Consider the following 22,237-nt stretch of genomic DNA (forward strand, 5'->3'; position numbering starts at 1 on the left):
CTATATTTGTGTTCTTAAATAGTTTTCAACACCCATTAGTTCAATAAGATCGATCTGTTTCTCAATCCAATGAAAGTGCTCTTCTTCATTTTTTAACATCTCTTCTAATAACATTACACTAACAAAATCCTTTTCTTTCTCAGCGATAGAAATCGTTTCTTTGATATCCTTAATACCTTTTCCCTCTAATTTCAAATTAGCTTCTAAGATTTTCCGTATTGTGTCTTTTGTAAACTTTCCATCATACTTTGATATTTCGTTTGTATCCTGAAAATTTGGGACTCCTTTAAATAACAAAATTCTTTCTGCCAACTTGTTTGCATGTTCAAGTTCTTCGTTAAGCTCATTTTTTACCTTTTCTGCAAGTCTATTAATTCCATTGTTTTTGAGAATCGCAAAATGCAAAAGATACTGGCGTACAGAAGTCAGCTCATTGGTCAATAATTTGTTCAAATGTTTTACTATCTCTTCATTCATAATCTTCCCTTAGTTCAATTCATCAGCATAATTTATATGATAACGATAGTTATAGCAACTCATTTAATAGTTCCTTTGATAACAACCGTATTAAATAGCATGTCGTGGTATGTCTGTTTTTTCTTAGAGAAGCAAGCAACTAGATACCAGCAGAGAGTGAGTAGCACTATAATTACTTTCAATGCACTCAAGACATTCACTAATACTTCCTGATCTCGCAAAAATTCAGTAAGGACAACTACTACACTGTTTAACAAAGGAAGAAAAAACTGGGAAGAGCTTCTGTCAAACGCTAAATTCAAGTCTATTTTAGAATTATCTAAATTGATAGTATACATATTCATTAACTGTTGACCGGGAGTTGCTTGGGCCTTTGAAGATATAAAATATGTGAAGTAACTACAATTTACACACATGTATGATAGATGTAAGATCAACGGAGAATCCTCTAATAGCAGTATAATTAATAAAGTTGGAATTAATAAAATTGCTACATCTATTAAATACGCGCAAAAGCGTCTTGTTATACTGGCAATCTCTGTAACAGCGGTCATTACCTATCTTCTAAATACTTTATTACAAAATCTGTAAGTTTATCAAAATGTTGAAAACATAACAAATCTTCATAACCGCTTATTGATTGACCGTATATAATAGGTAAACAATTGGCATTTTGTGCACACAGAACATCTGTGATGCTATCACCAACGAAAAACACATTTTCTCTATTTATAGGCAACGTACTCTCTTCTAATGCAAATAGCAGTGGGGTTACAGATGGTTTATCTTCTGCATTATCGCATGACCCAACCACTCTTTCAAAGTAGGAATCTAGTTTAAAATAGGCAACTTCTTTACGTAAATTAGTATTTTTCTTATTACTTACTATTGCTAGATAAATATTGTGGCTTTTCAGTGTCTGCAACATTTTCTCTACTCCTTGATTCAGAGCAATGTTTTGTAATAGCGCATTATCTAAGTATTGTTGATATATCTGGTTCGCTTTTTTCCACTGATCGCCAAATAAATTGACCATATAGCTCTTTCTTGACTCGTGGGAATTTCTATCAGCAGCTTTATTACTATACCCCATTGAGTTTATGGTATGCTTAATAGCATTAAAAATGTTATCTTGAGTGTCAACTAAGGTATTATCCCAATCGAATACTACTGCTAATGGGCTGTTTTTCATTTCTATATTGTTATATATTTTAAATTAATAAGTAAATAACATTTTAATAAAAAAAATATAAATAGGACGCTCTTACTCTTTACCACAAGTTATGTTAACTGTTTTTTATATAATTAGCTAACATACTGGTTATATGATATGTTTTAATAGGTAACAGGTATGGCCCAGACATCTAAAGAAAGTGTTGAAAAAAAGTTTAAAGATGTTTTTGAACGTTCTCCAGGTGCTTTTCCAGAAGGTACCTCATTAGAAAAGAAGGTTAATTATATCGCAAAAGGAACAGAGGCTCTAAAAGCTGTGAAAAGTAAGGAGCTTGAGAACAAAATGAAAAACGTTGCAGAATTGAGTCAGAAATTTGAAAGTCAAAAAGGACGTGCAGATGAAAAAGTACGTCAAGATTTTGAAAGAATTGCTGAGCTTGACCAACAATATAAAGGGAAGGGCATCTTCACAAGTGAAAAAGTTGCAGAGCCAAAAAGTGACAAAAAACTCCAAGACACTCCGAGAAAAACTACAACAGCAGTTAAAGACCTTGAACATAATACACAAAAAAAGACTACTGAAGCTTCTGTGCAAACAGCATCAGAGCACGATTCACAAACCGTTAATCCCTCAGTGAGCAAGAGTTCTGTAAAAGAGAAGCTCAACACTGAGCCGGACAAAAAAGATAACACGCCTCAACCACAAGAAAATCAAAAAGAAGAAGGGTTTTTGAGTCTTCTGAAGCGCTTTGTTAAGAAAATATTAGAAAAATTTTTAGGTGAAGGTGAAAAGGATGTAGAGAATGCTCGTGGCATGAAAGAAGATGCTCAAAGAGATACGTCAAATAACGAAGAGCAACAAAAGAGTAAGCAGCTTGATGAAATTTTAAAGGACAAAAGTGTAAGCGAGGGTTTGAAGCAGGCAACAAAGCTTGAGAACCCGGCAATAACGCCTGTTAATACTCCTAAAGTGAATGAAGTAAACACGGGTCGTGAAAGGTGATCCGCTTTCAAGCTTCATTATACCGCCACGAACCGTCATACCGCCGCGGTATCTCATCCGCTAACAAGTAGCGGGATGACGATTGTCAGGGTGTCATCCCAGTGTCCCTATGATGTCATACCAGTGCCCTGACTACTTGGATCTAGCAAGCTTTGCTTGCAAATAAGTCTAATACGCGTCGCGTTTTATGCCAAAACACAATTGGAGTTACATGCAAAATAGATCCCAGTGTCAGCTACTCGGATGACAAAAAAAGGAGCACTGGGATGACACCATTTGTTGTATTTAACAAAGTTCGTACTTAGCTTCATGTTAGCTATAAACATTAAGAAATTTACCAAGCGAAAAAAAAGGCAAAAGAAGCCCCAGCTAATATCTATTTTAGAACATTGGCGTTTTTTAAGTCTTAAACACTGCAATTTAGCTGCTTTTAAATGCAACTCACCTTAGTTTAAATGTTTAAGAAATTTACTAAGCAGAAAAAAAGGCAAAAGAAACCCCGTGTTAGCTAGTTGTCACTCCCTAATCCTGCAAATTGGCGTACTATACTGTCTTAAACGACTTATAAGCGCGTTTCAGCTTGTGTAGGTAAAAACCTAGAAATATTGTGAAGACATAAGGTGCACATAGTGCAAAAAATTAAAAATAAGACGCCAACTACGTTGTTTTCTTGCTGTTTAATCTGCACAGATGAAGATAACTGAATACCTTCAGTTTCATGATAAGGGGGCTGGCGGAGTTTGTCAAGTAAGTTTTTTCGTTTCTAACGGTTGTTGCCAAAAACTATGCAAGAAGTCTATTGACAGGTGATTAAATTATAATGTAGCCTATCGCCGTATATCCGGGGGTGGGTTGTTGTGAGGCTTTTTCACTTTTTATTCTTGTTAATGTGTTTTTCTCTGTATTACTATGCGGGTTTTATATTTTCGCCCTGCCCAAAAGCTACGGTTTGCTTTTCACCTGGAGAAGATTGTGCTGTACCGATAATCAACGTAATAGATCAGTCTAAAAAATCTATCTTAGTTCAAGAATATACATTTACTCTTGGAACAGTTGCAAAATCTTTGATTAATGCTAAAGAACGCGGTGTTGATGTTAAAGTCATCTTAGATAAATCGCAACTCTACTCAAAATATAGTGTTATAAATGAATTATTTTCAGGTGGAGTACCAATTTGGATCGATGATAAGCCAAAGATTGCTCATAATAAGATAATGATTGTTGACAATCAAAAAGTCATCACAGGGTCATTTAACCTTAGTAAGACAGCTAAAAAAGGAAATGCTGAAAATTTATTAATTATTACAGATTATCCTGAATTGATTCAGCAGTATGTGAAAAACTGGGAGGCACGAATGTCACAATCTTACAAATACCATACGCGTCAAGTTAAGAGATTGTGAGCAAATTTAGAGAGGTTAAAGTGGATACTCTAGCCCTTCTACGTTTGTCTTTTAATGAAAATCGCGACCAAGTTATAGTGAGTTTTTTAAGAAATGCTTTTAAACTATTAATTTTGGTTAATACTAAAAATAACTCTCTAACCCGCCTTTTTAGCTCAATAAATGCCTTTGTTAAGCTAAGTTCTGTATTCTTTTTCACTTCTGTGCAACCAACTATGCCGTGAAATATAAGAATTGCGCACAATTTAGCATATAGTTCACATAATACTCTGCATGGCTTTCCTTTTAGCTTATCAAGCCTGATATGGCTTTTATACAATTTAAATAATAACTCAATTTGCCACCTTACTCTGTAAATCGTTAATACTTGCTCAGCACTAATTTTATTTTCTGGAACATTAGTTATAAATATTGACCAGTTCAACAATTTTTGATTTCTTTTAGAGGATGTATATCCCTGCGATCTTGCTAATCTATTAGCTTTCCTTCTTCTGGCCATAGACTGTTCTTCAGTTAGTTTCTGACATATAATTCTTACTCTAATTTTTGCTTCTTTTCCTAACAATACCTCGTTTTCTAAAAATAACTTATCCTCTAAACATTCTAATAACTCCATTTTTTGATTTGTTTCTACATCATATATGTTGGTATCGGATTTATAACGACTTATGAAATAAGCTCCTATTTCATTGATTTGTTTAAAAGAACTTGGCACAAAATAACCGAGATCAGATATTAGCAAATCATTGCTTAATATATTACTTAAATGTTTCCTATATCCCTGGTCTGATCTTACCCCCTCCGTTAAATTAAGTTGGTCTATTATCTGATTCATGTAGTCGAAAACTAATTGTAACTTTATTCCAGACTTAGTATTGCTTTCATAGCCACTGTAGCTAGTACCATAACCTTTATACATCTCTTCCATACTGTTAGGTAGAGTAATATAGCTACTGTCCAATAATTTAACACTATTAAATTGCTGTAAGATTTTGCAATCAACTTGCAAGATATTTTTAAAGAGAATCACAGATTCATTATACATCCTTTTCATAAATTCCACTGCTTCTTCAGTAAATCTAAAATCCAAACCTTGTTTTGTTATATCTATCGAGTCCTCGTTTAGTAATTGACACATTGTTTCTACGCTACAATTATCAACTCCTATATTACCCAAGACCATGGCTTTTACGAATGATGAACCTTTTAGCTTTCTCTTTCTTTTTATAAACCTTGTTGTAATTGAGATTTTCTCTGCTTTTTCATTAAAAAATTCTTTGAGCTTTTTTGATAAGCAAGTTATTTTATTCATTGGTTCTCTCACTAAAAGTATATCTGGGAGAACTTATACCTTATTATTCTATCTCTTTCATACCTTTATTTCCTTAACTTGACGCGTATGCTTACAAATACGCTCCCAACTAATCGAGAGCGCTTGCTCAAAATCAGTTTTAAAAACAGCAAGGGAGAGCTTTTTTGATTGATTGGCATAATGATTATGATATAATGAACTAAAAATTTAAGGAATAAAGTAATGGATTATATAAATGATGCTGCCGGTAGCTACACTGCTATTCATGATTTTTTTCAAAACAACGGTGTTGGAGATTACAAAGTTCAATGCAATCATGGTGGGGTGCCGTATGCTACTGATGAGTACGTGCATTCTGGCGATAAATTTTGGAGTAATAATTTCATAGACTCACATTTTGGCAGGGAAATAAAAATGTATCCTCAAAGTGAACTTTTAGCTAAAGAATATGCTGGAAATACGTTGCCAGTTTCAATATCACTAGATAAGGATTTAATAAAAATGAAGGAATGTCAGAAAAAAACGAAATTTGTGGAACTAGAAAGGGAGTCAGGTGATTTAGTGCATGATAAGCAAAAGTATGTAAAGTGTTACACAACAAAGCTATCATATGATGATGTACATATTTACAATAACGATAAAGTTTCAACATTTAGCATAAAATACGACGTGCCAAATGATCCGAAATACAGTTTAAATATAACATTTACAAAGGTTAATGATAATAAACCAGGATTTTGGCAGAAATTTAAAAATATGTTTTAACGTGACCATTCACTGGTTTTTACTCAATCAACCAACAACAGTTAATATCAAATTTTTATAATTAAAAAATATGCTATTTTTTAAAACTTTCATTCTCCTTGACTCTGTCAACTTCACAAAACAACTCTTGGACCAAATGTATCTGGCATAACACCTTTTGGTAACTTGCTACTTCTTTTTTTCCGCATCTCCGACAACAGCCATTGATATTCCACTACATAAGGCTTGATTTTTGGTAGATCAACTTTTTTATGAATAATACTATGCTTCTCCTTAAATTGACCATTTACCCTAAACGCTATTAGCTTCCTTAAAATTTACATTAATGCCTATTTTGCCTAAACTGAAGCGTCTTTTCCAATTTTTTCTAGCATCAACTCAGCAGCTTTTTGTTCAGCAATCTTTTTACTAGAAGCGCATGCAGAAACTTTACCATAATCTTCTATGCAAACTGATATAGTAAATTCAGGATTGTGCGCTGGTCCAGTTTGTTTTACAAGCTCATACTCTGGTAAAGGCAATTTGTTTTTCTGAGTCCACTCTTGCAGTGAGGTTTTAGGATCTTGAGGGGGGTCAAGCATGCCTTTAGCTAGCTTTTCCCAATATTGGATAATAAATTTTTCAACATTTTCAAGCCCGCCATCAATATAAATTGCACCTATTAGTGCTTCAAGCGAGTTTTCTAAATTTTTTAAGTTACATCTCCCTCCATTGCAGCGTTCACTATTATTCATGATGATAAAGCTGCCTAATTTTATTTCTTTAGCAACATTAGCAATGGTGTTGCCACAAACTAAATCCGTCTTTCTTTTTGCCAATGCTCCTTCTTTTTCTTCAGGAAATAGTTTAAACAGTGTGGCAGATACAACCATATTCAAAACACTATCGCCCAAAAACTCTAGTCTTTCGTAGCTTACAATCTGGTTTTTGCTATTCCTTTTATTTACGCTTGGGTGAGTTAGTGCCTCTTCTAATATTGCATAATTTGTAAATTTATAATCAATGATCTTAGATATTGCATCATTCAAACTCTTCATACCCATTATTTAAAAGAATAACACTTCCTACCACACCTTTATACCAAAGAATTAGTTTTGTTTTATTAAAATAATACCAACAACTTCCAAAATATACAGTTTAATAGACTTCTTGCATAACCATTATTTGAATAATGATTCATCGATGTTATTCCAGTGTCGGCTACTTAGGTGACAGAGAAGATGTTTAATGTATACAACCCACCACCTCACTAATGTTACTAAATCCATCTCTCCTTATTAGTTCTGCAAGTTCTAGATTAATTTTGTTTACAACTTGAGGTCCGTGGTATATGAGAGCAGTGTACAACTGCACCAAAGAAGCTCCTGCCTTTATTTTTTTATATGCATCAGCACCACTTGAGATTCCTCCGCATCCTACCAACAATATTTTGCCCTTAGTAAGTTTGTACATATCGCTCAATAACTCGGTTGAAAGTTTAAACAGCGGTTTGCCACTCAACCCACCACTCTCGTTGTGGTGGGAATGTAAGTTATTCCGACTGATCGTAGTGTTGCTCACTGTTAATCCGTCAATCTTATATTCCAACGCAAGCTCAGCGATATTTTCTTTCGTTTGCTGATCTATATCTGGTGAGATTTTTAATATTATTGGTATGGATTTAGAATTATCAATTGATTTCCGGGTTAGAGTTACGGATTTCAACAATTCCGATAATTCTTGCTTATTGTGCAGATTGCGTAAATTAGGCGTGTTTGGGGATGAGATGTTCAGCACTATATAATTGCTTTTTCCATATACTATCTTTATTAAGTCAACATAATCGCTGATTTGGTCCTTTGATGTACTGTTTTTTCCTATGTTGATGCCAAAAATGCAATCATCAAGCTTGGTTTTATCTATTTGTTTAAGAAAGTAGTCTATTCCTTTATTGTTAAATCCCAATCTGTTAATTACCCCTTGATCTTTAATTAACCGAAAAATTCTTGGCTTTTTGTTTCCATATTGTGGATTACGAGTTACAGTACCAGTTTCAATAAACCCAAAACCAAATGAGAGCATAGGCCTTATAACTTCTGCATTCTTGTCAAAACCTGCAGCCAGACCTACGGGGCTTCTGAGCTTATTACCAAAAAAATTCACACTCAAAGATTCTGGTAGCTCTATAGGATTCTTATAAGGTATTTTCTTTAATGCCATAATTGCCAAAGAGTGAGCAACTTCGGGCGGTAGTAAAAATAGTAAATTACGTTTGTAAAACACTTTGCTTATTTTTAGTTTATTTTTTACCATGAAACGCTATAAGAGTATAACCATAACTTGAAAAGAAATTGATTTTACTATGGATAAGCTTTCTCTATAGGTTACACACTTAAAGCTACTGTTGAATTGAGCAACTTTTACAAGATATAGAGAATGAAAGAGGCCGGGACCGGAATTGAACCGGTATAAAAGGATTTGCAGTCCTCCGCATAAGCCATTCTGCCACCCAGCCGTTTTTTATGTGTAGATATCCATTATATCTTTTAGCATAGATAAAGCCTCCTCCCTTTTGCGTTGAAAAGTGTTACGTCCAATGATTGAACCATTACCGCCACCCTGCTTAATTTCTTTCGCTTCATTGTATATGTTATCTACTTCCTTCGATTCACCACCAGAAAAAACTACTATTCTTTTCCCTGCAAAACAAGACCTTTTAACATATTCAATTCTTTTAGATAATGATTCAATATTTTCTGTTTCTATTTTCTCCCTTTCCAAATATTTAGTTGGAAGTTTTACTTTTATTATATTAGCGCCAAGCAAAGCTGCCATGTGCGCAGCATAGGCAATAACATCAACTGCTGTTTCACCTTCTTTGGAAATCCCTTCACCGCGTGGATAAGACCATAGCACTACTGCAAGCCCATAAGATTTGGCTTCAGCTATGATTCCACGGGCTTCCTCCATCATATCGAAACACTTAGCAGAACCAGGATATATAGTAAATCCGACAGCTAAGCATCCCAAACGCAGCGCATCTTTCACAGAAGAGGTTATTGCCTGATCAGAGGTTAGATCCTTTGAATGTAAAGAGTTGGAACTATTAAGTTTCAAAATAAGTGGGAGCATTCCAGCATAAGTTGCAGCACCAGCTTCAATCATACCAAGTGGAGCAGCATATGCACTTACTCCCGAATCAACCGCAAGCTGAAAATGATAATGTGGGTCATAAGCATCAGGGTTAACTTCAAAACTTTTAATTGGACCATGCTCAAATCCTTGATCTACTGGCAGAATCACTAACTTGCCAGTGCCGCCAAGCTTTCCATGCATGAGAATACGAGTAAGATTTGCTTTTACCCCAGGGTTTTCACTTTCGTAGTAGCTTAGGACTTGTTTTACTTTATCACTTATCACTATAATTCAAATTGAATTTAAGTTATAGATTGTAACAAAGATGAAGTTCAATACAAGGATTTTAAACTATATCAAAAGCAATTTTATTTTCTACTTTATTCATATAGATTCTTAATTTCTTTCCTTTTATTAATTTACGATTCAGTATTTCTTCCGCTAAGTAACTTTTTATCTCTTTTTCAATAAGTCTCTCTATCGGACGTGCTCCCATTTCCTTACTATAACCCATTTGTACAAGATAAGATTTCACTTCATCCTCTACCAAGCAGTTTATGCCTTTTTGCGTCAGCTGCTTTTTCAGTTCCTGAATAAATTTATCTACAATATGCAGAATTATATCCGCATTTAAGTCAGAAAAAGAAATAATCGCATCAAGACGATTACGAAATTCAGGGCTAAAAACCTGTTCTATCGCTTTTTCACTATCACCAGTGTTAAATTTTTTATGCCCAAAGCCAACAAAACTTTTGCTGCGTTCAGCTGCTCCTGCATTAGTTGTCATAATTAAGATTATATTGGAAAAGTTAACTTTACGTCCGTAAGTGTCTGTAACGCAACCATAATCCATAATTTGTAGCAATATATTATAGATATCGCTATGAGCCTTTTCAATTTCATCAAGCAGCACAACACTATATTGATTATTAGATACAGACTCTGTGAGTAATCCACCCTGATCATAACCTACATATCCAGGAGGAGAACCAATCATCCTTGATATCGTATGAGACTCAATATATTCGGACATATCAAAGCGTATAAGATTCATGCCCATGCTTTCTGCTAATTGTTTTGCTAGCTCGGTTTTACCAACACCGGTTGGCCCTGCAAAAAGATAATTTGCTAAAGGCTTATTGTAATTTCTCAACCCAGATTTAGCAATTTTAATAGAATTAACAAGAGATTCTATTGCCTGCTCTTGGCCAAAAATCACCTTCTCTAGATTAGCTTTTAAAGACTTTACTTTCTGCAAATCATCAGATTCAGATCCGCAAGGCACATTTGTAATTCTAGTAATGGTATTCTTAATATCTCTACTATTTACAATTTTACCCCTGTTTCTTAGCAATTTACAATATGCCCCTGCCTCATCAATAACATCAACCGCTTTATCAGGTAATATTCGCCCAGTAATATACTTATGCGAAAGTTCAGCCGCAGACCTAATGGCATTCTTTGTATAATATACTCCATGATACCCTTCATAGTAGTGCTTTATACCATCTAGTATCTTTATCGTTTCGTTAACAGAAGATTCCTTAACATTAATTTTTTGAAACCTCCTCGCTAATGCTTTATCTTTTTCAAAACTATTGCTGTATTCTCTATATGTAGTTGCACCTATACAACGCAGTGTACCTCTTGCAAGCGCAGGTTTGAGTAGGTTACCTGCATCAAGAAAGCTACCACTTGTAGAACCTGCTCCAATGATAGTGTGTATTTCGTCAATAAAAAGGATAGCACCTGGTTTTGCCTCAATCGCTTTTATTATAGATTTTATTCTCTCTTCAAAATCACCTCTATAGCGTGTCCCTGCAAGGAGTGACCCTAAATCCAAAGCATAAATTATACTGGACCTGAGCGCACTTGGAACACTGTTTTCAATGATTTTGAGTACCAAACCCTCAACTATTGTGGTTTTGCCAACACCTGGATCTCCAACATATAAAGGGTTGTTTTTTCTACGCCTCAATAATATTTCTATAGTGCGATTTAATTCATAATCACGACCAATAACATAATCTATTTTTTTGCTTCTTGCATAGTCATTTAAATTTTTACAATAACTTTGTAGAATTTCCTCATCTTTTAGTAGCTCACCTTTATTTACTGTAGTAGGAGCATCATTATTTTTATCAAGTTTTACTTTATGATTAGTGGTGTATTCATCTATATCGTTAGAGTATTTCATGTTAGATATGTGGTAAATCAAATTGGAATCTTTCGCACTTTGTTTCTGCAATAGATCTTCAACGTATAAATCTTGCCCAGACAAAATTTCTACTAGAACACTTGCTCCATTTATTTCTTTTTTCCCCAAGCTATGAGCCCGTATTATTGCTCTGTGTATTATGCATTGAAACATTGAGCTAGGTTTAACTCCACTGATAATCAATTCAGAACTGCTTTGTAAAAACCCTTTTATATTATTATTATAATCATTAGCCTTAATATTGCATCTTGATAGAATGTTATCCATACTGATGATTTCATCGGCTCTGATATTACATCTTGATAAAACGTAATTTACATCCACGTCTTTAGTTAACGCCAGCAATAAATGTTCTACTTTCGCATATTTAAGATTAAAATTAGAAGCAATGAATAGTGCTCTATTCAAACTTGCCTCTAAGTTTTTGGAAATCATCTCCTATTCTCTTTAAAAGTGGGAACTCATATATAATGAATAGCACACAATTATTAAAAAAATTGAAATCCAGCAGTTCGCTGTAGCCAATTTGAATCCCACTCTGGATCTACGTCATAGCACCGCAATATCTCAGCATAGATTCCGCTAATGAGTAGCGGAATGACGAGTTTTACGCTTATCAAATTGTAGGTAAATCCTATTTAATACGCTTTTTCTAGTACTCTGCTTTTCTTCTTAAATGCATTGATCTTTTTTCTACCGTATTTAGTCTTTAACGTACTTGGCCTTTTAAAGACCTTTTTGCTGTTACGTTTTTTAAATTGCACACTACAATCAAAATTTAGCTCTCCTTCTTTGTCTGCCAGTGCAGGCAGTCTTCTCTTATCTTGAGGTGTAACAAAAGATAGCGCATACCCTTCAGCTCCAGCGCGTGCAGTTCTACCTATACGATGAATATAGTCAGCTTGCGATTGTGGTGCATCATAATTGATAACATGTTGAATGTGGGGAATATCAAGGCCGCGAGAAGCAACATCTGTTGCAACCATGATTTGATTACGGCCATGACGAAAAGAATTAATGACCCTTTCGCGCTTGTGCTGCCTTAAATCACCATGAATTGCTAAAGCGCTATAGTCATCTTTGTGCAATCTGTTAGCTAGCTGATCCGCTCCTCGCTTTGTTTTGACAAAGATAATGATTGATCCTTCGCGCTGACATAGTTGTGTAACAAGCTTTTCATATTTTTCTGATTCTGATGCATAAACAATTTCTTGCTTAATTTTTACAGAAGTTGTAACCTCACAATCAACAGAAATACGTTCTGGTCGATTAAGGTACTTCTCAGCAAGTTTTACTATATCTCCAGGAAGAGTTGCAGAAAACATAAGAGTTTGCCTTATTTTAGGCAAATGCTTCATAATTTCTTCAATCTGAACTCCAAAGCCCATATCAAACATACGATCCGTTTCATCAAGCACAAGAACGCTAACATTGCGAGTAATCAAAGTTTTACGCTCAATATGGTCTATAATACGACCAGGAGTACCTATTACAATTTGTGGTTTTTTCTGAAGCTGATTTAGCTGCCTAAAAATAGGCTCACCACCAATCAACAAAGCGACCCTTAGTGCAGAATTTTGAGATAAGAGTTTTCTTATCTCATTTGTTACCTGATGCGCAAGCTCTCTGGTTGGCACGATGACTAAAGCTGAACCAGTGTTAGGCTCATTCAGCAACTTAGCAACCAACGGAATAGCAAATGCTAAAGTTTTTCCAGTCCCCGTTTGAGCAGATCCGAGAATATCTTTACCTTGTAGCGCTAAGGGAATCGCTTGTATTTGAATCGGAGTTGGGACGAAAAGATTATTTTTATCTAGAGCTTGTCTAAGCGAAGCTGGGAGACCCATCTCATGAAAATTATTCACAATACGTTAATCCTGTTAAAAGACTTCATAATAGATTAATCTTCCAATCTTAAATTTATTGCAGATTTTTTATCTTCTCCGTTTCTACCGCGCTCCTCTTTAACCTCATAACTCACCCTTTCTCCTTTTATTCCCTTCTCTTTATTCTCTCCTTTAAGTGCCTCAGGTCTTATTCCCGAACGTTCCAATGTGCTAATATGTACAAAAACGTCACCCCCTTTACCTTCTGGCTTGATGAAACCATAGCCTTTTTCGGCATTAAACCATTTTACATTACCAAATTCCATTTAAACAACTCCTAAATTATTAACTAACATTACTAATGTGATGAAAAACTTTGAAATTACGATTGAGAATGCTTTAAGCTTAGCTATTGAAACTAAACCTTTATACTCCATAGTCCATTCTTAACATTACATGACAATAATACACAATTGTTGTACTTGATGCAAATAAATTTTTTAATCGTTAAGCGAACCTGCAACCGTCATTTCGCTAACTTTAATCGTTGGTGAATTAAATTGCCCACAAAAAGTTAGATCATCTGCAACGACTAAATTGCTAAACATATCCTTCAAATTGCTAGCAATGGTAATCTCATGTATTGGATACGTTATTTTTCCATTTTCTATAAAAAATCCGGAAGCGCCTTGGCTGTAATCGCCATTGATTAAATTGACACCAAAACCAAATAAATCAGTTACATATATTCCCTCTTTCACTTCCTGAATTAATTCTTCAAACGATACATCACCATTCTCAATGTAGAGGTTACTAGCTGCAGGAATAACTGCAGCATTACTTGCACGAGTTGCACTTCCGGTTGTTTCTGAGTCTAATTTTCTAGCCGAGTATAAGTCTAAAATCCAATTTTGTAATATTCCGTTTTTTACAAATATATTTTTCTTGCTAGTTATCCCTTCTCCATCAAATGGTCTCGATGCTATGCCTCTTGGCAACAATGGATCATCGATAATATTAATTCTATCGTTGAAAATCTGAGCGTTTAAACTACCCCTCAAGAAAGAACTGTTGCTTATAATACTGCTCCCATTTATAGCAGAAGCAAAACTTTTTACTAGCCCTTTTGCTGCTCTTTTTTCAAAAATAACTGGAAATTTACCAGTTTTCATTGTACGTGAATTCAATTGATCAACTGCTCTTTTTGCTGCTTCTTTTCCCATTAACTCTGGCAACTTTAAATCACTAAAATTACATGCTATATCATAATCGTAACCAACCTTCATTTCACTTTCTCTTCCAGCAACAACAGAGACCTGATTAGCAAAGGTTGATTTACTAAACGAGCCAATAAAACCAGAAACAGTCGATAATACTGTATTCACTAAAGCGTATGAAGAAGAGGCTCCTTCAGAATTAGTGATACTCTTATGTGCAAGGGCTGAATTTTCTGCAGCTTCAGCAATTTCTTTTAGGTTATCAACGGTTACAACATTATTATCTGAGATACTTAAATCTGCAGAAGAGATATAATTACTACCATTTACAGCAAAATTAATGCAAGGATCTTCTGGCGCATTCTTTGCCATTTCTACCACTTGGCTTACTGTATCACTCAGATTATTCAAATCGTTTGTAGAAATATACGCAGCTTTGTTTTTACCTGCTATAGCTCTGATTCCTACAGTGCAATTTTTAGATTGTGATATTTGCTCAATTTTTGATAGACGCTGAGAAACTGAAGTCTTATTAGTTTCATATATTGTAACTTCCGCATCTTGATTTTGCTTTTTTATTAGTTTAGTAATATCTGCTGCAATATTTAATATATTCATTTTCTATTCCTTAGATTTCTATAAAGATTCTGCACCACCTATAACTTCAATTAAATCAGTCGTAATCGCTGCTTGACGAGAACGATTATAAAGCAATGCTAATTTGTTCAGTATCTCTTTAGTGTTTCTGTTTGCTGATTCCATAGCAACCATTCTAGCACTATTCTCACTCGTTGCACTTTCAAGTAAAGCAGAGTAAAGAGCAATTACAACGTAATCTTGAACTAAAGATTTTAAAATAAATTCAATATTTTGTGGTTCATACTCATAGCCGTAATCTGTTGTTGGACCAGCCAGAGAGCTATCAATCAAGGATGAGTCTTTACTCCATGGTTTTATTGTTTCCAACATTGGTTTTTGCGTGAAGGTATTATAGAATTTACTATAAAAAACTTTAACTTTATCGTATTTACTTAAATCTATACCATCAACCAAAGCTTCTACGTGCTTTAACGTGATTCCCTTACTATTTTCAATTTTTAAGATACTTTTAGAGTCAAATCTATTTTTACCTACATCAAAAGCTTTTTTACCAAGAAATACAATATCTACTTTTTTGCCATTTGCGATTGACTTATTTACACGCTCTTGACTAAATTTGACAATAGAAGAGTTAAAGTTGCCGCACAAGCCACGATCAGACGCAATAATGAATACTAGGTAAGAACCGTCGTTACTGACATTTAGAATTTTTGCCAGTAATTCTTGATCAACTGATAGCATTAATGAAAAAATAATGTTATGCAGCTTAGATACATATAATTTTGAATTTAATAACTTCTTTTGGCTTTGTAACAACTTTGCTGCAGAAACCATTTGCATTATTTTCGTGGTTTTCTGTACAGACCTAATATTCTTAATTCTTAAGGATAATTCCTTTAAGCTCTTCATTTTGTATACAACCCTGATTTATTAAAATATATAACTGTTAGTGTCTAAAAGCAAGTTTTTTTGACATTAAAACCAAGTCTAGCTAAGAAACTTGCAGGTTTATTGTTTGGAGATAAGGATTATATTAAGAAAGTGCTCTAACTTCAGCAATATCAATGTGAAAGTAGTCTAATGGTAATTTCTACACTTTGCGGAATTTTATAATATATAATAAACACAATTAAAACTATTACAACTTGAACACTTATGATCCCATTGTTCTAGTTCCCTGTTACAATTTTTACATTTCCAGCTTGGATCAGGCAAAGCTTCTGAGCCCATCTTGTTTAGCCAATAAATTACCTTGTCGTGTTCTTGCAATGTAACCTTGAGTTGTATTACAATAAAGTAGATTGACATGTAATTAGCTTTTTTCATAGCAGTGTCTAAATATTGACTTGCAAGATCATATTTACCTGAACTCATTGAGGACAAAGCAAGTAAACAGTAACTAAAATAATAATCAGGGCGTAAGTTGTATAGTCTTTCAGCACCTTTACTATTTAAATTGATGTACATTTTAGCTGACTGAGGAGTAGGATTTACTGTATACTCTGCCTCTAGCACTGCAGAAGCTTTTCTGATTTTTCCAAGTTTAATATATAATTCTGCCTTTAAATAATTGATGGGCTGAAAAATTGCACTATAACGTTGTGCTCCAAATAAAGACTTTATAGCCTCCTTAAAATTTCCTTTACTTTCATATTGCTTTGCTAAAGCGCAATAAAACACTGCAAACATTTCTTTATGATCAAAGGGGAGAAAAATATTGGACTTAACTGCTTCCTTCAACCTCAAAATTGCATTAATCCAATCTTCTTTCAATATGCAATGCTCTATTTGAAAGGGAATAGATAGCATTTTATCGTTAATTGAACTAGAGCAATATTCTATAAATTTTTGAAAGACTACTTTTTCTTGTTTGAGGTGGACAATCAGCTTATTGGCTAGAAGTAGAGCTAAGTTACGATTTTTATTTGCAATATTTGTTAAACCGTTACTGAAAAAGCTGTAATTTCCCGTCTTACCTGAGTTAAAGAGCTTTATTAAAGACAACCTATCGCTCTCCTCACTCAGACTTTTAACTAGCTTTTGGGCATTCTCTATATTGTCTAAGTCTATGCTAAAGAAAGCTTCAAAGAGAAGCAATTCTTCCCTATCCCTTCTTCTATTTCTTATGTTGGCAAATGTTGATGAAATGGAGGAAAAAAAGCGTACAAGTGTAATTAATAAAAATAATAAAACTACACAAGTAAAAATAATGAAATATAGATCAATACTTATAGTGTAATTGCCTAATTCCAATTTTATTACTTCACCACTTACCTTGACCCATATACCAAATAAAAACGAAAAAGCGAAAATTATAAAATAAATCATGAGATATATTGTAATAAGTGATGATATATTGTTGAAATATTCTTAGAAGCTACAATAAAACCATTCAATTTATTCAGCCATGGCTTGAATTCTGAATGCGTTAAATTGCTTACTGTAACAGTTATATTTTGCCAATCATTATCATTTATTGACTCCTCAATTTCTGCGAATTTTACTCTTAATGGATCATTTCGGTCGTCTACCTTTATCCAGTTTGAAATGATTTTTTTAGACAATGTACTTTTGTTGTAATCGATAGTATCAATAGTTTTTTCAAAAGATAACTTCAATTCGTGTAAGGTATTTATCTCTTTCAAATTTTCTAATTCATCTACTGCATTTTCTATCTCTGGATCGTCAAGCTCTGATATCAAAGGCTTTATTGAATTTATATGGTTATCAAATTTTGCTTCTCGCAATAACGAATTCTTCATTTTAACCACAAGTAATAGCAATTTTGCAAGGTTCTTACATCTTGAGTTATTATCACCTTGCTCACATTGAGTATGCTGACTTCTCTTGAGGTCAAATATCTTTTTTTCTATTCTAGATTGATTAACTTCAAGCAACATTCTAAATTCATCCATGTTTTCCGTTAAAGCTTTCACATTGTTTTCACTCTCTTGCTGATTTATTTTTAAAAAGATTATGTTATTTATTGTGATGTAACCGGTAAATAACAATACAATTAAGAACCAACCTATGTACTTTTGCTGAGTATCATTCATAACGTAGTATCTCCGCAGGATCTTGTGCAGCTGCCTGCAACGCAGGAGCAATTGTCGCTAAAAATGATAAGAGTAACGCAAGTGCAGAAATATTTACTACGTCTTGGGGTACTAATATCACTGGCAAACTTGAAAAAAAGTATATCATAGGATCAAACAGCTTGACGTTAGTAATGTTTTCTAAAAACACTCTAATGCTTTCGATATTGAGAGAAAAAACGACACCTATAATACAGCCAAGACAAGTTCCCGTAAAACCGATTAATAGACCACAAGCGCAAAATATACGCATAATGCTTCCACTTGTTGCACCAAATGTACGCATAATTGCAATCGCGGATTTCTTTTCTTGCACTATCATCATTAAATTTGAGATAATATTAAACGCTGCTACAACTATAATCAAAGTGAGAATTAAAAACATCACATTTCTTTCAGTTTTTAAAGCACTAAAATAATGGCTTTGCTGTGATTGCCAACTTTCAGCTTCCATTCCTATTTCTTTTTCTATAGCATCTGCCAGCTTATCAGCTCTAGTAACGTCGTCTACAAGTACTTCTATATTTTTTATGCTATTTTTATAATTAAAAAAGGCTTGTGCTGATTTTAGAGGCATATATATCAAGGTATTATCATACTCAAACATACCCATATCAAATATTGCTATAACTTTATATTTTTTCATTCGCGGCATTTCACCAAGTAATGCATCAAATTCTTCAGATGATATAAACGTAATTTCGTCGCCATAGTCAACGTTCAAAGCTTCTGCTAAGCGTGCTCCTATTATTATTCCTTCATCAAATTTTTTTACATCACCTATAATTACATTATTTGTAACGGCAGTACTATCAAGCAAGTCTTTAGTTGATACACCTCGCACTACGCTACCTGCAATTTTACCGTTTGCTACAATAATAACTTGATCATTGGTCATAGGAGTAGCTTTTAATATACCAGGAATTCTCTCAATAGATTTTGAAACTGCGTAGTAATCTGAATTTATGTTCCTATCAAAATAAACATTAATATGGCCATCAATGCCAAGTATTGAGTCAAGCAACTTTGCTCTGAATCCGTTCATCACAGACATCACCACTATTAGTGTTGCAACTCCAAGGGCAATGCCGATAATAGAGAACAAAGTCATTATAGAGCAAAATCTGGCATTTTTCGCTCGCAAATAGCAAGCAGCCATAGTAATTTCAAAGGCAATGGACATTACAAAATATTTTGAGGTTAAACATTATATTTTTGAAACTTCGTATAATTGTAGACTTTTCTTTATTTGAAAACTAGAGATTTTTGCTTCCTTAAATTTAGCAGGCTTATAGAGTATCTTTAACATTAGAATTTCAAAATCTTCCATATACATCATCTAACCTCACTATATCATTATCAGATAAATGCTCTCCTATCTGAAATTCAACTATTTCAAGTGGAGAGCTTATGCTTCTATTTTCAATCCTATGGGAAACTTCCCTTGGGATTTCTATCATATGGTCTTTTGCTATAGCATATTCTTTGTCTTCTAAACTAACATACCCAACTCCTGATAGCACTATATGGTATTCATCTCTATAGTGATGGAATTGCTTAGAAGTGCAGCTTAATGGATTTATAAAAAGATATTTTATAAGAAAATTTTCGCTCATTAAAATTATACTACAAAATCCCCATGGTTTAACTTCTTTCCTTATCACCTTTACTTTCTTAACTTTATGAATAAATGAAATTAGACTTTTGTTTGGTTGCTTACAAGCTCCACCCAATAAATTTTTATTACTTTTTGTCGTTGAAACTGGTTCTTTTTCTCTAATCACATGCTGAAATGACACCGGTTCTTTACTAAACTTCTCACTCAATTCTAAAACTGAATTCCAAGTTCCAACATCCAACCAATCGAAATTAGCTTCTATCATTGCAACGTTTTTTGCTTTCTCCATCACCAAGTAATCAATGGATATGCCTTCAATTCCTGCAAAATCTCGTTGTTTTAAATACAGAAATCTCTCTTGCGGTGTGAAATATTTAAAACATAAGTTGTAAAGATTCGGGGCAGATTTTTTAATCTCATCTATGTAGCGTTTTGCTTTAAACACAAATATTCCAGAGTTCCAATAATGATCGTTACTTAACTTACGCTCGGGCTTTTCTGTAAAATCTTTCACTATATGACATTTTTCTTTCTGATCATATACTGCATTTATATAGCCGTATTCAGAATTGAATTCATGAGGCTTAACCCCAAAAGTGACTATAGAGTTAGTTTCAGAGGCTAACTTAGACGCTTTTTGAGTAGAAGCATAAAAACTATTCAAATCACCTATAAAATGGTCTGAAGGCAGAATTAACATTGTCTCGTTTTCATTGCAGAGAAGTGCAGCAATTAATATTGCCGCTGCTGTTCCAATTTTCACTGGTTCGAAAATCACTTTATATTCTTGCAGTGCATGCAATTCCTCCATCACTAATGACTCGTACTGTATATTTGTAGCAATTATGGGCGGCATATAATCGCTTTTTAGCCTCAACAAAGTGTTGTGAAACATAGTGTTCTGACTAAATATTTTCTGAAATTGCTTTGGCTTAGATAAAGGCCAAAGTCTGCTACCACTACCACCACACAATATTACAGGGCGCATTTAGTTAAGATATTAATTAAATAATTAATATCTTATACTGAGGGCAAAATACATGCAAGTTTTTGTTGTGGAATAGTTAATAAAGAAAGTAAATGTTGATTTAAAGTAATTGCTAATGAGAGTGATCATGTGTAGCGCCTTGCCCTTGCTGTGAATTTCTTCTATTTTGTAATTCCTCAACATGACCTTTTCTTTTATCACTTAATATTTCATTACCCTTATTTTGTTCTTCCTCAGGACTCTTTAGTATTTCATTACTCTTGCTAACTTCTTTATCATCCCCTTGTTTCTTTGGCCTTCTAGCGTTAAGCTCATCCCATGTGCCCACTAGTGAATCACGATTCCCATGATCCGGCTTTAGCCTTTCTTCACCTTTAATAACATTAAAGTCACTTTTTGCTTCTTCCAAACATCCTTTCAGTTGGTGTTTCCACATGGTGTAGTAAGCATCACCATATTTTTTCTCATTTGCTACAAACAATAAAATTGGAGCCTTAAGTATGGTAGCTCCCATATCCACTAAATTTTTTACTGCCGCTGCAGGAGTGAATAAAAGATAACCAAAAGACTTTGCAATTGGGTTTTGTTTGCTTATTAAATGCTCCCCTAACTTTATAGGAAGAGAAGTCAACAATTTAGTACAAACTTTAGCCAAGCTTGTAGCAAAAACGATAGGAACAGATATAAGACTTTTATCTAGCTCTAAATTACCATTCTGATCTCTAATTTCTGAAAAATGGGTGCTTAGCTTTTTGTAATCACTAGTGTATAATAATTCTCCATTTCTTCCTTTTTCATCAACAACTTCCTGAACTTTACCTTCTTTATTTTTTACCTCTTTAGTTAGCACAGAAGAGTTAGTTAATTCAAACGGATATTGAGGATCTTTAGTTTTTTCAGCTTCAAAAATTGGCACGTGTTTTTTCAAATCCATTCTCGAAAAGCCTAATGGCTCAAAATATGACTTATGCAACTCATTTATCGGAATTTGCTTACCCTGATTGTCTATATAATTGATAGTAAAATAAGATCTATCATTATCTTTATCTTTGGTAACTAAAGATAATCTGAAACTTGGTTGTTCTCCATTCTCATCTTTTTGACCATACAAAAGTTTATAGGTTGGATTTTTATCTTTATCTAGTATAGCATTTCCATGCATATCCCTGTTTTCTATGATTTTAGCAGACTGTACAATTTGATCATAATTTTTTGGATACTGGCATTTCCTTCCATCATACATCATTACCTTTCTAAGGTCTTCGACGTAAACTTGAGATTCAGGTGAAGTAAGCAGACCTTTTGCTTTAAGTGTAAGATCTATTGCTCCCTTTTTTAATGCTTCAAACATATTGTCAAACCAAAATCGCTATAATGCTATAGTTCAATAATAAAACTAGTACACTAATAATATATTAACACAGCACC

The 22,237-nt window shown here is 33.9% G+C and carries 20 protein-coding genes and 1 tRNA gene; 3 read left to right on the forward strand and 18 right to left on the reverse strand.

Going from position 1 to position 22,237, the window contains the following annotated elements; genetic code table 11:
• The 3 genes from bfr to ACQH2Q_RS00495 are packed head-to-tail and all read right to left on the reverse strand — an operon-like array spanning position 1 to position 1,669.
• Positions 1 to 477, reverse strand: a complete 477-nt coding sequence (gene bfr, locus ACQH2Q_RS00485) for a bacterioferritin (protein WP_077188433.1) — start codon at positions 475 to 477, stop codon at positions 1 to 3.
• A 59-nt stretch (positions 478 to 536) separates the two neighbouring features.
• Positions 537 to 1,031 (reverse strand): RDD family protein, encoded by a 495-nt coding sequence (locus tag ACQH2Q_RS00490; RefSeq protein ID WP_077188432.1) that lies wholly within the window; start codon positions 1,029 to 1,031, stop codon positions 537 to 539.
• Positions 1,031 to 1,669, reverse strand: coding sequence for an HAD family hydrolase (locus tag ACQH2Q_RS00495; protein WP_425383494.1), 639 nt, complete (start codon positions 1,667 to 1,669; stop codon positions 1,031 to 1,033). The genes ACQH2Q_RS00490 and ACQH2Q_RS00495 overlap by 1 nt, the downstream gene beginning before the upstream one ends.
• Positions 1,670 to 1,828: 159 nt before the next feature.
• Between ACQH2Q_RS00495 and ACQH2Q_RS00500 the strand changes: the two genes are divergently transcribed.
• Together ACQH2Q_RS00500 and ACQH2Q_RS00505 are read left to right on the forward strand one after the other, a co-directional pair.
• Positions 1,829 to 2,653 carry a hypothetical protein gene (locus ACQH2Q_RS00500; RefSeq protein WP_022626161.1) on the forward strand — a complete coding sequence of 275 codons (825 nt, stop codon included), beginning with the start codon at positions 1,829 to 1,831 and terminating at the stop codon, positions 2,651 to 2,653.
• Between the two features lie 857 nt (positions 2,654 to 3,510).
• On the forward strand, positions 3,511 to 4,056 hold the full coding sequence (locus ACQH2Q_RS00505; protein ID WP_341818126.1) for a phospholipase D family protein: 546 nt from the start codon (positions 3,511 to 3,513) through the stop codon (positions 4,054 to 4,056).
• Here ACQH2Q_RS00505 and ACQH2Q_RS00510 read toward each other — a convergent pair.
• The gene (locus tag ACQH2Q_RS00510; RefSeq protein WP_264339118.1) at positions 4,043 to 5,368 is read right to left on the reverse strand and encodes an IS4 family transposase; all 1,326 of its coding nucleotides are present in this window, start codon (positions 5,366 to 5,368) and stop codon (positions 4,043 to 4,045) included. The two genes, ACQH2Q_RS00505 and ACQH2Q_RS00510, sit on opposite strands and share 14 nt — an antisense overlap.
• Before the next feature lie 222 nt (positions 5,369 to 5,590).
• Between ACQH2Q_RS00510 and ACQH2Q_RS00515 the strand changes: the two genes are divergently transcribed.
• Positions 5,591 to 6,133, forward strand: a complete 543-nt coding sequence (locus ACQH2Q_RS00515; protein ID WP_264339681.1) for a hypothetical protein — start codon at positions 5,591 to 5,593, stop codon at positions 6,131 to 6,133.
• Positions 6,134 to 6,471: 338 nt separating this feature from the next.
• Here ACQH2Q_RS00515 and rnc read toward each other — a convergent pair whose 3' ends face one another.
• The 14 genes from rnc to ACQH2Q_RS00585 all read right to left on the reverse strand — a co-directional run bounded on the left by rnc (position 6,472) and on the right by ACQH2Q_RS00585 (position 22,160).
• Positions 6,472 to 7,170: a ribonuclease III gene (rnc, locus tag ACQH2Q_RS00520; protein ID WP_006279914.1), complete on the reverse strand. Its 699-nt coding sequence runs from the start codon at positions 7,168 to 7,170 to the stop codon at positions 6,472 to 6,474.
• 187 nt (positions 7,171 to 7,357) lie between these two features.
• A complete protein-coding gene (locus tag ACQH2Q_RS00525) occupies positions 7,358 to 8,425 on the reverse strand; it encodes a quinone-dependent dihydroorotate dehydrogenase (protein WP_338481942.1) in 1,068 nt (355 codons plus the stop codon).
• A 130-nt stretch (positions 8,426 to 8,555) separates the two neighbouring features.
• Positions 8,556 to 8,627 (reverse strand) — tRNA-Cys (locus tag ACQH2Q_RS00530).
• A gap of 5 nt (positions 8,628 to 8,632) precedes the next feature.
• A complete protein-coding gene (locus ACQH2Q_RS00535; RefSeq protein WP_038228077.1) occupies positions 8,633 to 9,529 on the reverse strand; it encodes a class I fructose-bisphosphate aldolase in 897 nt (298 codons plus the stop codon).
• A gap of 64 nt (positions 9,530 to 9,593) precedes the next feature.
• The gene (locus ACQH2Q_RS00540) at positions 9,594 to 11,900 is read right to left on the reverse strand and encodes an AAA family ATPase (protein WP_155969133.1); all 2,307 of its coding nucleotides are present in this window, start codon (positions 11,898 to 11,900) and stop codon (positions 9,594 to 9,596) included.
• Positions 11,901 to 12,103: 203 nt separating this feature from the next.
• Entirely contained in the window at positions 12,104 to 13,330 is a 1,227-nt protein-coding gene (locus tag ACQH2Q_RS00545) for a DEAD/DEAH box helicase (RefSeq protein WP_338481939.1), read from the reverse strand.
• Between the two features lie 35 nt (positions 13,331 to 13,365).
• Positions 13,366 to 13,617 (reverse strand): cold-shock protein, encoded by a 252-nt coding sequence (locus ACQH2Q_RS00550; RefSeq protein WP_006279919.1) that lies wholly within the window; start codon positions 13,615 to 13,617, stop codon positions 13,366 to 13,368.
• Positions 13,618 to 13,791: 174 nt separating this feature from the next.
• Positions 13,792 to 15,126, reverse strand: a complete 1,335-nt coding sequence (locus ACQH2Q_RS00555; protein WP_010081974.1) for a TldD/PmbA family protein — start codon at positions 15,124 to 15,126, stop codon at positions 13,792 to 13,794.
• An 18-nt stretch (positions 15,127 to 15,144) separates the two neighbouring features.
• Positions 15,145 to 16,017 carry an ATP synthase F1 subunit gamma gene (atpG, locus tag ACQH2Q_RS00560; RefSeq protein WP_010081973.1) on the reverse strand — a complete coding sequence of 291 codons (873 nt, stop codon included), beginning with the start codon at positions 16,015 to 16,017 and terminating at the stop codon, positions 15,145 to 15,147.
• Between the two features lie 198 nt (positions 16,018 to 16,215).
• Complete coding sequence (locus ACQH2Q_RS00565; protein WP_425383495.1) at positions 16,216 to 17,436, reverse strand: heme biosynthesis protein HemY; 1,221 nt, start codon at positions 17,434 to 17,436, stop codon at positions 16,216 to 16,218.
• Positions 17,433 to 18,164: a hypothetical protein gene (locus ACQH2Q_RS00570; protein ID WP_038250643.1), complete on the reverse strand. Its 732-nt coding sequence runs from the start codon at positions 18,162 to 18,164 to the stop codon at positions 17,433 to 17,435. The genes ACQH2Q_RS00565 and ACQH2Q_RS00570 overlap by 4 nt, the downstream gene beginning before the upstream one ends.
• Positions 18,157 to 19,386: a lipoprotein-releasing ABC transporter permease subunit gene (locus ACQH2Q_RS00575; protein ID WP_012673387.1), complete on the reverse strand. Its 1,230-nt coding sequence runs from the start codon at positions 19,384 to 19,386 to the stop codon at positions 18,157 to 18,159. The genes ACQH2Q_RS00570 and ACQH2Q_RS00575 overlap by 8 nt, the downstream gene beginning before the upstream one ends.
• A gap of 133 nt (positions 19,387 to 19,519) precedes the next feature.
• Entirely contained in the window at positions 19,520 to 20,809 is a 1,290-nt protein-coding gene (locus tag ACQH2Q_RS00580; RefSeq protein WP_006280310.1) for a sugar phosphate nucleotidyltransferase, read from the reverse strand.
• A gap of 112 nt (positions 20,810 to 20,921) precedes the next feature.
• Positions 20,922 to 22,160, reverse strand: coding sequence for a hypothetical protein (locus ACQH2Q_RS00585; RefSeq protein ID WP_264339673.1), 1,239 nt, complete (start codon positions 22,158 to 22,160; stop codon positions 20,922 to 20,924).
• Between the last annotated feature and the right edge of the window lie 77 nt (positions 22,161 to 22,237).

The organism is Wolbachia endosymbiont (group A) of Melieria omissa (assembly GCF_964031125.1).
In the GTDB taxonomy this organism is placed as follows: Bacteria; Pseudomonadota; Alphaproteobacteria; order Rickettsiales; family Anaplasmataceae; genus Wolbachia; species Wolbachia pipientis.